This window comes from Methanospirillum sp., assembly GCF_035406105.1.
Classification (GTDB): Archaea; Halobacteriota; Methanomicrobia; order Methanomicrobiales; family Methanospirillaceae; genus Methanospirillum.
In genome coordinates, this window is record NZ_DAONKG010000041.1 from 1 (window position 1) to 14086 (window position 14086).

Below are 14086 nucleotides of genomic sequence, written 5' to 3' on the forward strand. Positions count from 1 at the left end.
ACGGGTTGGCAACAGTTTTTACACTGAGGCATTTGTTCCGTCATTTCATGACGGAAAAGGAACCTATGTCTGGGCAAAAGCCTCACCAATTGTCGATACCTCAGGGAAAGTGATCGGGTATATTCAGACAATAAAGGATATGACAAACTGGAAACGGGTCGTGGAATCGGTCGTCGAAAAGACTTCGTCCTGATTGCTTAAAGTCCGAGTATCTGAAGAATATCTGAGAAGGATGAGATGGTAAAATCAGCAACAATTCCTTCCGCATATTCCGGAGGCAGCCGGTTTCCATATTCTGCATGAATGGTGCACATCCCTGCTTCTTTTGCTGGTCTGATATCATTGACCAGGTTGTCACCGATTACACAAATCTGATGGGGCTGAATTTTGAGGAGTGATGCAGCATACAAAAACATTGCAGGATCTGGTTTTTTCATCCCGGTGTTATCCGGGGTTACCAGACATTCAAAAAAACCAGCAGTTTCGATATACCTGAGTCGTTCAGACGCATGAGCCTCGCTCGCATTGGTTATGGCACCTATCTTCAGGCCTGCGGCGTGGATCTTCAGCAGTGTCTCATAGACACCAGGGTATGCCCGGATTGCCTCGGTTTTTGCTTTTGTATACACCTGTACTGCGTGCATGAAGATAGCTGGATCGGTTATTCCCTGCTCTTTTAAGTATGACTGAATTGCTTTTGGACTTTCAACACCAAACGGAGAGAATAAGAACGCCCGTACCAGATCTTCTGCGGTTCCAACTCCGACAGCCGATACAACCTGTCTGCATGCTTCTTCCTTTGCATATCCAAAGTCATACAGTGTATTGTCAAGATCCAGCAGTATTCCAAGGAACCGCTTCCCGTATCCCTGACAAATATCTGTGCCTGTCATGCTGACCTGCTTCTATCAGGGTACTCAGTGCGACAAGATGATAAGGGATCTCATGTCTGTAGGTTACAAAGGCGTGCTCATAAGAAAGGAAACGCAATAGTATTCTATGCACCCGTGTAATACTGTTCAGATCACCGATGCAGACCGCCGGTTCCTGTTTATTTCCCTATATGTGGCTGTTTTTTCAACGATGCTCGGAATTGGTATTGTCATCCCCCTTCTCCCCCGGTTTGCAGAGACCCTGGGTGCCTCAGGTTTTGGGATCGGGATCATATTCTCCTCATTTGCGGTATCACGGGCACTCGCAATGCCATTCTTTGGCAGATACTCTGATGTCTGTGGTAGACGGCAGATCATGACGACTGGTCTGTTCCTGTACACGGTATTCTCACTCCTGTATATACCGGCAGGGTCAGTTCTTGCGTTATCAGGAGTCCGGTTTCTTCAGGGCATTGCGTCAGCTATGGTATTTCCTATTGCAATGGCGTATATCGGGGATATCGCCCCGCCTGGAATGGAAGGCAGATATCTGGGAACGTTTACCAGTTCGCTCTTTCTTGGTATGGGACTTGGGCCGTTCCTTGGGGGGATCATCACTGATCTTGCCGGCATGGACATGGCATTTGTATGTATGGCTCTACTGACCGGGTTAGCACTCCTTACCTGCCTTCTTTATCTGCCCTGGTACCCGGGTAGACGCAGAGAACAGACTCCGGTTTTTCATCTGCTTATTCACCCGGGGCTTCGGATTCCCATCTTATATCAGCTGATGAATGCATTTGCGAACGGAACCTTTATGGTTTTTCTACCGGTCATTGCTGCTCATATAGGGAATTTGTCTGTCGGAGAGACTGGTCTTGTCATCTCGGTCTCTGTATTATCTTCAGCTTTTCTGCAAAAGATATGCGGATCCCTTGCAGATAGGTTCGACAAATACCTCCTCATTGCCGGAGGGTCAATGATCCTCGCCATTGCCCTCATTCTGGTTCCAGGCTTTCATGGTCTTTGGGCGTATCTCCTCTTTGCCCTCCTTATGGGTATCGGAGGCGGGATATCAGTTCCTGCCATGTATGCCCTGGTTACGATAACTGGCAGGGAAGTCGGGCAGGGCGCAGCTATGGGGACCATAAACATGTTTATGAGTATCGGAATGATTCTCTCACCGCTTGTCTGTGGGGTATGTATGGATCAGATGGGTATTAGTTCTGCATTTAGTATCTCTGCCATAATCGTACTTCTGGCGACCCCTGTTTTCATATCAAAGTCCTCTCTCTTTCTTCATTCATCTGGGAATACCTGATGGGGATAGTATATCTCATGCAGAACACAGACATTCATGTGAGGGAGCCATGATGCGAACACAATGGAAGATGATTCTTCTGCTTTTTTCAGTACTTGTTTCATGCGGGTTTTGCTCTGCAGAAATTTCACCGACTCTGATGACCATGACGCCTGCGGTGAATGTTTCCGAACCCTATGATGATGAAAAATTTATAAATCTGGTAACGCCGGTAATAAATGGTCTTACTGACCGAAAACTGAATAGTTCTGAACGGATGGATATCCAGTCCGCATATTACACTGCAACTGCAATGAAAGTAAGTCCTGAATTATACCCTGTCGCACTCAATGTCACCAGGCTGTTCTTTTACCTGGTTTCGAGCAGTGAGGCATATGAAGAACTTGGCAAAAAAAGCGGCCTTGCTACACATAACAAGGATGTGCGGGATTCACTGAAAGCACAGGCGGATGCTGATGAGAAAGTCGCTGAAGAGGCATGGCGTGGTCTTCGGATGATATTTCCAAACAGTACTCTTTTCTTATAAAACCAATATCTATTTTTTCCAGTCAGGCATTATTCCTGAGTATGAACGCAGCTGATACCGGTGAACTCTCGGAGAGCGCATATGCCATTTTTGAGTTCTTTTTCAGAAGCCAGCTGCATATGCGTAAAAAATCACTATCCCACATTGTCGAGAGCGGTGAACCGTTTGAGGATCTCTTTCATGAAATTTTCACCGAATTTTCAAATGTGTATCCGATAGTATTTGAATATCTGATCAGTCAGTTTCAAACACCAGAGGAGATATACCGGATGATCCGCGAAGGGGAAGGTGTCATCCCAAGCAAAACATTTCAGGCCAGGTGGATTGAACAGGACTCTCCACATGTCGACGGGCGGGCTGCGGATATTGAAAAAGCAGGAAAATGGCTCGTATTTCTCCCGCCGGATCAGGTGGATGACATATGGCGTCAGATCCGTGATCTCACCTGGGAGGGAAAACTGGGAATATCAGCCAAGGTCTCAACAGCAAAACCTGACCCTGATGCACGGGATGAACGCAAAGTCATCTACGTCTATACTGCAGACTGGGAAGATGAGGCGGACGTGATGCGTGTCAGAGAAGAACTGCGAAGGATTGGTATAACCGACAGAATCGGATATAAGCGTAATATTGAGACCTTTAAAGGAGAGTACAGCGCAAAAGGGAAAAAAGTAACGTTTTATTCAGCCTGAATGATCAGGCTTTCCGATCCTTGTTCTTTGGACGCAGGTGTACATACCCGCACTTTCTACAGCTGACTGCTCTGACCGGGTTACGGGCATTGCAGTGCATGCAAATTTTTACATTGAGAAGTCTTGCTTCTGCCTCAGGAAACCGTGCCATATGATATCTCCGTAAATATCTGTCTTATATAGAGGGTTGTATCCTCACATAAGGGTTATGTCAACACCTCTCATCAGCAAGCCATCTCCGCAATGCATGCAGTCCGATGGCCCGGTGAGAGATCCGGTTCTTCTCCTCACTGGTCATTTCGGCGAGGGTTTTTCCATCCACTTCAAATATAGGGTCATATCCAAATCCGCCGCATCCCCTTGGGATTACAATCGTTCCCTTGATTGAACCGGTGAACGTCTTTTGGTACTTCCCGTCATGGTATGCTATGCCGGTTTCAAAGGATGCTGATCGGTTTGCAAACCCTGCAAGGAGTGCCAGTATTCCACTGTTTCCGATTGTTTTCTGAACATAGGCAGCACAGGTGCCTGGAAATCCATTGAGTGCCTGGATAAAAAGGCCGGTATCATCGGTGATTACCGGACGGTGCAGGACTGAATACGCATATGCGGCTTTTCCAGCCGCGATTTCTGCAACCGACTCATATCTCAGTTCAGGAATTTCCATAGAAACATGTTCTATTTCAGCAAGTCCTGCCAGAATACCGGCGGCTTCCCGTGCCTTGTGCTCATTGCTGGTAACAAATGTGATTTTCACAGGTATCGTCCCCGAAGTTCAATCTCATGTTCCCGTTCCAAAACCTCATCTGCAACCGCAATCTTCTCACGGTATCCCCTGATAAACGCCTCTTTGAGGGTATCGGCATCTTTGGATGTACTTTCAAGAACCTGGAAGAGGACATGAATATCAACCCCCCGGTGCTCAATCTCAGCAGAAGTACCAGACAGGCCAAAATCGATCAACCACATTTTTCCATCCTGCACGAGGAAATTGCATGTTGTCAGATCCCCATGAACAATCTGTGCAGCATGAAGGTTTCCAACCATCCTGCCTGCCTCCTCAAGAAGTTCAGGAGAGAGGCATTCTTTGAGTTTGACCCCGTTTACCTGATCCATGACGATGGTATCGGTTGTAATTTCGCTGATGACCGGTGTTCTGACCCCTGCTTTTCGTGCCTCGGCTATCAGTCGTGCTTCAGCCCTGGTTCGCTCGGCAATCAATCTCCGGTCAAGTTCAGGATGCCGGTACCGTTTTGATACCCGAATCTTGAATGCACGTCTGTTTTCAAACCTGATAATGGCCTCAGCTCCCCGCGCCCCGTATGATTCAGGATGCATAACCGAAGTCACCGGTTCCTTCCTCCAGGTAACATCGACCTGATCTGCCCGGTATGATGGGTTGACTCTTGACGCTTCAACCGGCAGCACCGAACCAGCTTCAAGCATGACTCTTCCGGTGTATGCGATCATGGCACCATTATCCCCAAGGTACTGGGGAATCGGGACTGAGAAGGCTGCATCGCGATCCTGACACATGCATGCGAGCATATCCTGCAGGCGCTTATTCATCCCGACACCCCCCACCAGGATCAGTTCATCCTTCCCGGTCTGGGATAATGCGCGCTCAGTGACCTCGGTACACATTGCAAATGCAGTCTCCTGAAAGCTGTAGCACACATCCTCAAGTGGAGCAGCTGCTTCCTTTGCAGCACTTACAAGCCCTGAGAAGGCGAGATCCATCCCTTTTACCGTGTAGGGTAATGGAATGTACTCCCCATCTTTTGCAATCCGTTCAACCTCAGGTCCTCCTGGGTGAGGAAGTCCCTGACTTCGGGCAAATTTGTCGATGGCATTGCCGATCCCGATATCAAGGGTTTCTCCAAATATCCGGTATCTCCCCTGAAGATAGCCCAGCACCTGGGTATTCGCTCCGCTTGCATAGAGCACAACCGGGTCATCAAACCCTGATGCAAATCTTCCAATCTCGACATGCGCCACACAATGGTTGACCCCAATGAGCGGCACACCAAAGGACAGTGCAAGAGCCCGTGCAGCGGTTCCGACAATCCGAAGACATGGTCCAAGGCCGGGACCTTGCGAAAATGCCACAGCAACGGGGCTTGGATTTCCCTTCAGCACCTCTTCCATAACACTGGTAATAACCGATGCATGATGCTGGGCTGCTTCACGCGGATGAATCCCACCTTGTACAGGTTTATAGGGTTTTGAGACCAGTTTTATCAGGTCATCATCAAAAAGAGCAGCACTGAGGTTCCAGGCGGTCCCCTCGATCCCCAGTACCGGTCCAGTCTTCATCAGGGTTACTTCTTGAACTCAGTATATCCACACTTTCCACAGGTGACCCGATCTTTGTGTTCACCCATGAAAACGCCCGGACCACACCGGGGGCAGTATCTGCGCTGAGGGACTGCACTCTTTCCTTCAACTTTGAAATAGGCTGAGCGCTTTATTGCTGCCTTCTCGGATTTTTTCGCTTTTTTTGCTGCCATATTTCAATCCCCGTTATGATGCCTCCGCAGCGTCACCGGACGGTGCATCCTGAGCATCTGCGTTTCCTTCTTCTTCTCCTGCCATTCCACGCTTCAAAAGGTATTCAGGTTCAATCTTTTTCAGATACTCAGCAGAAGCATATACCCGGGCATCACCGGAGATCTGTGTCATTCCGAACCGGTTTCGAAGGGTTCCGATAATGAGCTGATCTTTTGGTGTGTTGAGCATCGCCGCAAGTTTTGCGTGCACCATTTTGCGTGATGGTGTTGCTCCGGCAAATGTAATGGTAAACCCGATCTCTTTTCGGTTTAACAGAACATTTTCTGTTTGTGAAGTAATCGTAATCTCCATAGAGATCCCTACTAGGTTATCTGTCAGATGTTAAATACCTCGCGCGCAGATGAAGGTTCGGCCTCCTCAAAACAGGTGAATAATTCCTGAGCCCGTTTCTTTATTGACGGAGTTATTGAAAGCAGAACGACTCCTTCGCCAGGCTGGCCATAGAGGATAATGGTATCAAGCGGCGCGTGCATTGCCAGCGGGACGACGGCAAGATCCTCTTCTCCCTCGACCTGTATGATTGTTCCCGGTCTTTTCGCTGCAATCATAGTGGCCTGAATCAGGTCTTCAGTCAGTCCTCCGGCAGGGTTTTTTACGAGCAGCTGATGGTACTCCGGTATCGTCACTCCAGGGTATGGCTGTCGCATGGTATGGCCGTCAACAATCGCGACATCCGGAGGCCATCCTGCTTTGAGCAAATTTGAGGTGACGACATCCCCGACACTAAAAACCCGTTTACCGGGTAATTGAATGAGAACGTCCTCAAAAGAGTGAAAAAGTGTGCCAAATGGTTCTTTAAACAACTGGCGATGCCGGGCAGGAAGAATTCGCATCAACGGACCTTAAGGGCATATCTTCCAGGGAGGGTGATATTCATACGGCGAGCAACTTCACTATGCTCTGGATCGATGATGACCAGGTATCCGGTCCAGTCTGCGGTGAGATTGGAGGTTCCGCAGATAGAACAGGACGTCCCTTCAACGACACGGTGACAGTCACGACAGACCATATGTTGTTTCTTCTTTCCGCCAGCCATGCAAATCAGACCGCATTCTTCTCCTTCTGTTCGTTCTTCATCTCTTCTTCAAGCCAGACAAGGTTTCCAAGACCTGCCTGCCTCATGGTAAGACCTATCTTACTCTCACGCGGCTCACGCTCATTCAGGCTCAGGGTAACGACCCGTGCACGGACAAGCGATCCGACACCAAGATGACGCCCTGAATCCTGACAGACCAGCTGCGAGTTCTTCTCATCATAACTGATGTATTCATCAGAGATCTGACTCACATGAAGCATTGCATCAATCGGCCCGAGACTGACAAATGCCCCAAAACTGGTTGTTTCTACGACAATTCCTTCAATTATCTCCTGCAGTGAGAGGCGGAGAGCAAGTCCTTCAAAATCGACATCATAATAGACCGCACCATCCCCGGGAACCATCTCCCCCTCTCCAATCCGGAGAACTCTGGTAACGGCGATAAAAATCCCGATTTCCTTATCAATACTTCCTTCCAGCTGCTCCTGGAGCACATCCAGAATGACTGTCGTGAGATCCTCCCCCAGCCGGTGAGGGGGAACCCGCACCTTGTCACTCAGTTCCAACCGGTAATACATCCACTTATCTCCGAATTAATTCCAATTTCTGTTTTCCTGCAAGGCTGACAACCCAGAGCCCTTCGCGAAGCACCTGGTCGCGAAGCCTCCGGTCATTGGTAACGACACCACATTGCATATCCCGGGCAGTCATAAGGATCTGATCATCCGCACTACCATTCCCTGATGTTCCGATGATCTCACATCTCTGTGCAAACAGAAGACCAAGACGGGCTGCAGCAGCATGCCTCCCTTTTCCCTGTGTCAGCCCCTCGAGTTCTCTCATGACAATATCAGGAACAACCATCCTGACAGAGCCAAGCATCCACTTGAGTTCATCAAGAAGGTCAATCTTAAACTGCGATGCCATAAGAAAGGCATTGGTATCGATAATGACGGTCACTCGATCAGTGTCCCCATCCCGATCAGTCGCCATCTCCCCCCGACCTGTCTGCTGATAGCAATGGGAGAACCAATACTTGCACAGACCGGTCGTTTGAGGACAACCTCCGCTGCATCTTTCCGGGTATTGCTGACTAAGCCGACCGTGACTGCAGTTCCAACGGAGAGCATAAGCGGTTCCCGCTGTTTGAGTGGTTCGATGGAGACCTCACTGTTTGAACCGACGACCCGATCCATGAGTTTGACCGAGAACCACATCTTCTCCCAGACCGGTGGCAGTTTGCCGACATGGCCAAGGACCTGACCGGCAAGCATATCGCTTTTTGTGATGGCCGGATCAAGTTTTGTTCCGATGGCAAGAAGACTGCCGGGAGTTGCCACATGGACCTTCTTTTGCCCCTTGTGAATCTCCGTCACCTTGGTGATTATCGGCTCCCATTTTGTCTTATTCTCAACCTGATTCTGGATACCTGGCCTGATCTCAATCTCGGCTCCGTCCTCAATAAGTCCCCTGATCAGGGATCCTCCGACCACTCCTCCTTTCACATCTTTCCAGCTGCATCCCGGACGGTTTACATCAAATGAACGGGCGATGAGCATAACCGGATCTGCTTCAGGATGGCGTGATGGTTCAGGAATTACCTCGTCCAGAGCCTGAATAAGTGCCCAGATATTGATATTTTTTTGTGCTGATACCGGTATAATGGGTGCATTCTCGGCGATGGTTCCCTTAACAAAAGCCTTAATCTCCTCATAATTTCTGAGAGCCTCTTTATGGGATACCACATCAATCTTGTTCTGGACGATGACAATTTTCTTTATCCCTACCAGTTCGAGGGCCATGAGGTGCTCTTTTGTCTGTGGCTGCGGACACCGGTCTGCTGCTGATATCACCAGCATCGCCCCGTCCATGAGGGCAGAACCTGAGAGCATGGTCGCCATAAGGGTCTCGTGCCCGGGAGCATCAACAAAAGAGACTGCACGAACCGGTTCAGTCTCACTGTTACACCGGGTGCATACCGGGGTTGTGGTCAGCCCTTCAGGACCCCGGCATTTTCTGCACCGGTAAAATACTGCATCGGCATATCCCAGTCGTATGGATATACCTCGTTTCATCTCCTCACTATGTCTGTCAGTCCAGACGCCGGTGAGGGTATTTACCAGCGTGGTCTTTCCATGATCGACATGACCGACCACACCGATATTGGTATTTGGAATCAGTTCTTCTGGCACCAGCTATTCAACCTCCTTACGTATTTCCATCGGATCCTACTTATAGCCATAACCGAAGAGACCTGGAACAGAAAGCATGGGTGATGCTGATCTGCTCCGGCTAGTCCCGTTCAGTATCCTTCGTTATCCTGCGCCTGAACAGGCACCATCCAGTGATGGCGGCTCTTCCATCGCTTCCTTTTCGATCTGACGCCGTTCGCGCTCGATTCGTGCAAGTTGTTCATCCCGGTCTATCTCATGTTCACTTTTCCTGATTGATTCTGCCGGAATGAGCTGATCGAGACGGTACAACAGACCGGTCGAATCAAGTTCAGCAAACCGTTTCCCATGCGTATCAACCAGTCGGGTAATGGTTCCGGATGTCCCGGTACGGGGATATCGGACATACGCACCGGCCTCCAGTATTATCTCCTGATTCATATCTCCCTTTTTTCTCCTGCACCTGATTTATACCCTCTGTCCATTCACAACCTGCTCCTCGGTGACTGCATATTCTGCCCCGGTCTTTGTATTCCGGTATTTGCCCAGCACAGTAACTGCACCGGTGCTCGTCTCGGTCGGATACGGCACCGTAAAGGTACCATTCACACTTTGTGTCCGGTAGATGAACTCACGTCCAGCATTTGTTTTTATAGGGACCTCCAGTATACCGTCACCGGGAATCTGTGCACCCTTCACATGCTCAAAAATCTTGACATATCGCAGATCATGCATGTCAGCAGGGGTGGTTCTGGTACTGGACTCATAGATGAGCCGGAAATGATTCAGTGCCGGGACCGGTTCGACGGGATCGGTATAGCCGAAATTGGCCAGGATGACATCATACTGTGGGTTTTCCTGAGCATTAAATGAGTTTAGGAGTGCTTTCCCGGCTGTGTAATTAGTTTGTGCTCCGTCAACAACAACCGGTGCAGAAAGACCGCTTGCTGATGGTTTCATGTACCGCAGGAAGTACACATTTCCGGGCTCAGTGTATGAACCATCAAAGTTATGGAGACGTGAAATCATCGTCTGATAATATTCATTGGTAAGGAGCGGGTAGTTCATTCCTGACTTTGGATTATCAGGATTGGGGAAGATAAATGTCCGCTGGTAGGGGGAGACACCAACATCCGGGTTATCCCAGGTGGACATGGCCCAGAACTTTCCGGTATCCATCTCATAGTCTGTGATAACATACTTCGTCTTCAGATTGGTAAGAATCTGATCTGCCTCGCTCTCATTTTGTGTCATGAAAAATCTGGCAGAACCATTCGGCCCGTTCACTCCGTACTGGAACGGGTTCGCATTCGGCATCCGTTTGCCAAGAAATGTGATGATATGTCCGTAATCCCACCAGGACATGACCCCGTAGGCACTGTCCGGATATGTGAAATTCTGCTCATCATATATGGCAAAATAATCAACTCCTGGATCAGGGGTGTTCTTATTCATCCATTCTGTTGCCTCTCTCCAGTCCGGGTTCAGGTTGTATGCTCCCATCATCAGATCCCGCCCCAGGGCCTGATACGAGAAGAGAAGAGCCAGAAGAATAATAATCACAACGAAAATGTATGATCCGGTTTTTACCGGACCTGATACATGACCGGTTTTTGCTTTCCCTGTATCATGACCCTTCCCGGTTTTTTTCTTACCTGACTGATCGTCTTCCCCTCCTGATATTTTCGATTTGAATGGGGAGGGGAGGGGGATGAGATCAAGTGCAAACCCGACTGCAATACCACCCAGTATTGCCACCGGCACAGCAAGATAATACTCATATCTGATATGCTGACAGGTTGCGTAAAAGATGACAACCGCCCAGATCAGGGTGAATGCATGAGACGGACAGAGTTCTTTTCGTATCCGGTACAGGAGCACGGCTGCTCCGGCACCAAAGAGGAGAAGACTGTACTGGAAGGTTCTCCATGCATCCTCAAAGCTCCATGCCCTCGCTTCCTGTATCGTCTTCCAGTGGATATCATCAGATCCAAAGAATGCGTTGGCATTTGCCATCATGTATCCAAAGAGGTCAGGAAGGATGAGTGCAAATGCAATGATGCCAAGAGCGGTCACCCCGACAATTGCACCCACATACACCCAGTATGGTTTATCCCTGAGCTGGTACGAAAATCCGAACAGGAGGATGTTTGCGAGGATAAGGAGGGCATATGCTATCGGATGGCCGATGGTGTAATAATTCAGTCCTCCTTGCGAGTGTACCCCGATAAAGAAAAATCCGATGATCGCTACGAGAAATGTGACCGAATTAATAACCAGTGCTGATGCCCCCAGATGCCCGATATACCGCTGAATGATAAACCAGACCGGGGTAAATATGCCGACAATGAGAGCAAATAATAACATGGTCGGCATGAGGGCAAGCCCGATCACATAGGCAATACCACATAGCAGTCCCAAAATAACCGGGATCCTCCAGGTCTCTTTATTTTTCAGATCTACCGGATGTTTTCTGCTATACACCAGCGCTGAAATATAACAAAGACAGAAGAGTGTGCTGAAAAAGAACTCTCCTGCATGATGATCCAGGTATCCGTAATAGGACCTGAAGAAGAACTGCCCTGGGACGATGGCGATGAAAAATGCCGCTGCAAGTCCTGCTTTCCAGTTGGCAACCTTATTCACCAGGAGGTAGATCACCGGGACCATAAGGGCTGCAAGTGCACAGGGGATAAAGAGGGTTACCGAAATAATTTCTGTTCTCGTTACTGCGCCGGTGAGCAGACAAAGGGTCGCTCCCAGGAATGGAAAGAGTGGCCCCCAGTGCATCGGCTGCCCGTACGGAAAGTAGGTCATCGGATCAAACCAGGCAATATTTGGATAGTTTGCAATGACCTGTTCGATCCTTCTGAGCTGATAGGTTGGATCATCCATCCCGACGAACATCAGCACATCTGCATTAGGAGAAAATGCAGGAATTGTTCTGATAATGAATGAAAAAAAAGTGATCAGGAGGATGATTGCCCCCAGCAGAATAGAAAATGGTTTTATATATCGTGAATATTCCATCATATCACGCTCGCTCAATCGTGTGAATACTACATCTGTTTTGTGGATCCATATAGAAGTTCATCTGATCCTGCACAATATCCACTATCCTATACCTGACTTCGTATCCCAGTCGTTTTATCTTTGATATGTCAGCAAACAAAATCGGGACATCTGATGGTCTGAACCGCTGGCTGTCAAACTCAATCGGGATGGTCTTCTCCGGAGTTTTTACAAGGATTCCCCCATCATGAGGTCCGAACTCCATAGTACCATCAAGTAACATCCGGTCAACTTTTGTCTTCTCAAACTGTACTCCAAAGACCGCGTCAGTGTCAGGCTCAAGAGGATCTTTCAGACATCGGGCAGTTTTTGTCGTGCATATCTCCTGCACTGGCATGCCACATGCCTCAATACTATAGAGTATATAACTCAGTACAGAGGTGGTTCTGTTCGATCCCTGATTATACACATCACCTGGCTTTCCCTTCATGGCAAGCAGCTGATACCCCTGCACGATATCTTCTATATGTGACCAGTCACGAAACGCATTCACATTTCCTATCGTTATTTTGTCAGTCTCCTGGCACCTGAAATGACTGACCTGGCTGGTGATAACCGAGGTCACAAACTGGATTCCCCGGCCTGCTCCTTCATGATTGAATGCTCGTGATACAATCCCCTTCAGTCCATACGTGTAAAAATAATTCCGAAAAAGATAATCCCCGTAGACCTTGGAGACTGCGTACGGAGACATCGGCCTTAGTGGATTATTCTCATGAATCGGGAGTTCAGGGATCGTATCCGGTTCTGGAAAGATACTGCCGTATTTCTCCTTCAGTCTGGTGTACTGCTCATCAGAGCTGATGACAAGCCCGTACTCCTCACTGGTTCCGGCAAAGACCATGACCGGGTCGACTCCTTTCAGTCTGACCGCTTCGAGCAGGTTATTTGTTCCAAGGCCATTTATCTGGGCGGTTTCAAGGGGATGAGAGAAGGATCGCGGGACAAATGACTGGGCTGCCAGATGGAAGATAACATCAGGCTCTGCAACATCAATTGCGTTTGCAATACCAGTCAGGTCTTCTAATCCTGCTTCCACGTACGTGATTGCCCGTTCAATCTTCTTGTGTGCTACATTCTTTGGTATAGTGCCATCTGATCGCCGTCGGACCATTCCGTACACGTTCGCCCCCTTATCAAGAAGATCGCGGGCGAGATATGAACCGGCAAATCCACTGACACCGGTGATCAGGACGTTTTTATCTTTCCAATTCATTTGCTGGTACTCACAAAAATTTCAGGATGTATGTTCATCAGTACGATATTCATGCAGGCAGGTATGCACATACGTTGCGAGTTGTTCCTTAAATATCTTATAATCAAACTGTTCTGCCTTTCTTCTGGCTTCAGGTCCGAACCGTGACGGATCGGTATCAACCATCCGAATCGCTTCTGCGATATCCCAGCTGGCGGGTGCAACCAGAAAACCGGTATAGGCATGAGTGACTGTTTCCTGGTATCCTCCTTCACAGACAGCAACTACCGGCTTTTCACAGGCCATAGCCTCAAGCGGGGTAAGGCCGTAATCCTCGTCAATGGCAGTCGTGAGAAATCCCCTGCAGCTTCCATACAGGTTCAGAAGTTCCTCATCAGGTACAGGACCAAGAAAAGTGACATTTTGAGGTGCTTCCCGGACCAGGTACTCATACTCAGGATAAATCTTTCCTGCAATCACCAGTTTTTTATCAGGGAGAAGGCGAAAAGCATCAATTTGCAGATCAATTCGCTTCCACTTATCAATTCTGCTGACTGAGAGCCAGAAGGTGCCATATCCTTTATTCTGATATTTTTCAATATGGATGGGCGGGTAGATGACTGTTGCGGG

Annotated in this window: 19 protein-coding genes; 4 read left to right on the forward strand and 15 right to left on the reverse strand. The window is 48.7% G+C overall.

Going from position 1 to position 14086, the window contains the following annotated elements:
* The coding region (locus PLA23_RS03935; RefSeq protein ID WP_324474099.1) for a hypothetical protein at nucleotides 1-193 on the forward strand (193 nt) is incomplete at its 5' end.
* Nucleotides 194-197: 4 nt separating this feature from the next.
* Here the strand turns inward: PLA23_RS03935 and PLA23_RS03940 are convergent.
* Complete coding sequence (locus tag PLA23_RS03940) at nucleotides 198-893, reverse strand: HAD family hydrolase (protein ID WP_324331410.1); 696 nt, start codon at nucleotides 891-893, stop codon at nucleotides 198-200.
* A gap of 106 nt (nucleotides 894-999) precedes the next feature.
* Between PLA23_RS03940 and PLA23_RS03945 the strand changes: the two genes are divergently transcribed.
* The 3 genes from PLA23_RS03945 to PLA23_RS03955 are packed head-to-tail and all read left to right on the forward strand — an operon-like array spanning nucleotide 1000 to nucleotide 3411.
* Entirely contained in the window at nucleotides 1000-2193 is a 1194-nt protein-coding gene (locus PLA23_RS03945) for an MFS transporter (RefSeq protein ID WP_324474101.1), read from the forward strand.
* A 49-nt stretch (nucleotides 2194-2242) separates the two neighbouring features.
* Complete coding sequence (locus PLA23_RS03950) at nucleotides 2243-2719, forward strand: hypothetical protein (RefSeq protein WP_324330904.1); 477 nt, start codon at nucleotides 2243-2245, stop codon at nucleotides 2717-2719.
* A 41-nt stretch (nucleotides 2720-2760) separates the two neighbouring features.
* Nucleotides 2761-3411 carry a putative phosphothreonine lyase domain-containing protein gene (locus tag PLA23_RS03955; protein ID WP_324330906.1) on the forward strand — a complete coding sequence of 217 codons (651 nt, stop codon included), beginning with the start codon at nucleotides 2761-2763 and terminating at the stop codon, nucleotides 3409-3411.
* 4 nt (nucleotides 3412-3415) lie between these two features.
* Here the strand turns inward: PLA23_RS03955 and PLA23_RS03960 are convergent, their stop codons facing one another.
* From PLA23_RS03960 to PLA23_RS04025, 14 genes are all read right to left on the reverse strand, one after another.
* Entirely contained in the window at nucleotides 3416-3562 is a 147-nt protein-coding gene (locus PLA23_RS03960) for a 50S ribosomal protein L40e (protein ID WP_011449815.1), read from the reverse strand.
* Nucleotides 3563-3622: 60 nt separating this feature from the next.
* Complete coding sequence (gene rdgB / locus PLA23_RS03965) at nucleotides 3623-4168, reverse strand: RdgB/HAM1 family non-canonical purine NTP pyrophosphatase (protein ID WP_324330911.1); 546 nt, start codon at nucleotides 4166-4168, stop codon at nucleotides 3623-3625.
* Nucleotides 4165-5727: a bifunctional N(6)-L-threonylcarbamoyladenine synthase/serine/threonine protein kinase gene (locus tag PLA23_RS03970; protein WP_324474103.1), complete on the reverse strand. Its 1563-nt coding sequence runs from the start codon at nucleotides 5725-5727 to the stop codon at nucleotides 4165-4167. The genes rdgB and PLA23_RS03970 overlap by 4 nt, the downstream gene beginning before the upstream one ends.
* A 5-nt stretch (nucleotides 5728-5732) precedes the next feature.
* A complete protein-coding gene (locus PLA23_RS03975) occupies nucleotides 5733-5921 on the reverse strand; it encodes a 30S ribosomal protein S27ae (protein WP_324330914.1) in 189 nt (62 codons plus the stop codon).
* 13 nt (nucleotides 5922-5934) lie between these two features.
* On the reverse strand, nucleotides 5935-6273 hold the full coding sequence (locus tag PLA23_RS03980; RefSeq protein ID WP_324330916.1) for a 30S ribosomal protein S24e: 339 nt from the start codon (nucleotides 6271-6273) through the stop codon (nucleotides 5935-5937).
* Nucleotides 6274-6296: 23 nt separating this feature from the next.
* Nucleotides 6297-6815 carry a GTP-dependent dephospho-CoA kinase family protein gene (locus PLA23_RS03985; protein WP_324330918.1) on the reverse strand — a complete coding sequence of 173 codons (519 nt, stop codon included), beginning with the start codon at nucleotides 6813-6815 and terminating at the stop codon, nucleotides 6297-6299.
* Nucleotides 6815-7018 carry a transcription elongation factor subunit Spt4 gene (spt4, locus tag PLA23_RS03990; RefSeq protein ID WP_324330920.1) on the reverse strand — a complete coding sequence of 68 codons (204 nt, stop codon included), beginning with the start codon at nucleotides 7016-7018 and terminating at the stop codon, nucleotides 6815-6817. Before spt4 ends, PLA23_RS03985 begins: the two co-directional genes overlap by 1 nt.
* 5 nt (nucleotides 7019-7023) lie before the next feature.
* Nucleotides 7024-7596, reverse strand: coding sequence for a DNA-directed RNA polymerase (locus tag PLA23_RS03995; RefSeq protein WP_324330922.1), 573 nt, complete (start codon nucleotides 7594-7596; stop codon nucleotides 7024-7026).
* A 4-nt stretch (nucleotides 7597-7600) separates the two neighbouring features.
* On the reverse strand, nucleotides 7601-8011 hold the full coding sequence (locus PLA23_RS04000; protein ID WP_324330923.1) for a type II toxin-antitoxin system VapC family toxin: 411 nt from the start codon (nucleotides 8009-8011) through the stop codon (nucleotides 7601-7603).
* Nucleotides 7975-9210 (reverse strand): translation initiation factor IF-2 subunit gamma, encoded by a 1236-nt coding sequence (gene eif2g / locus PLA23_RS04005; protein ID WP_324474105.1) that lies wholly within the window; start codon nucleotides 9208-9210, stop codon nucleotides 7975-7977. Before eif2g ends, PLA23_RS04000 begins: the two co-directional genes overlap by 37 nt.
* A 123-nt stretch (nucleotides 9211-9333) precedes the next feature.
* The gene (locus PLA23_RS04010; protein ID WP_324328777.1) at nucleotides 9334-9630 is read right to left on the reverse strand and encodes a DUF2098 domain-containing protein; all 297 of its coding nucleotides are present in this window, start codon (nucleotides 9628-9630) and stop codon (nucleotides 9334-9336) included.
* 27 nt (nucleotides 9631-9657) lie between these two features.
* Complete coding sequence (locus tag PLA23_RS04015; RefSeq protein WP_324328779.1) at nucleotides 9658-12237, reverse strand: oligosaccharyl transferase, archaeosortase A system-associated; 2580 nt, start codon at nucleotides 12235-12237, stop codon at nucleotides 9658-9660.
* Nucleotides 12224-13477 (reverse strand): GDP-mannose 4,6-dehydratase, encoded by a 1254-nt coding sequence (locus PLA23_RS04020; protein ID WP_324328781.1) that lies wholly within the window; start codon nucleotides 13475-13477, stop codon nucleotides 12224-12226. The genes PLA23_RS04015 and PLA23_RS04020 overlap by 14 nt, the downstream gene beginning before the upstream one ends.
* Before the next feature lie 21 nt (nucleotides 13478-13498).
* Nucleotides 13499-14086: glycosyltransferase (locus PLA23_RS04025; protein WP_324474107.1), on the reverse strand; the 588-nt coding region annotated here is incomplete at its 5' end.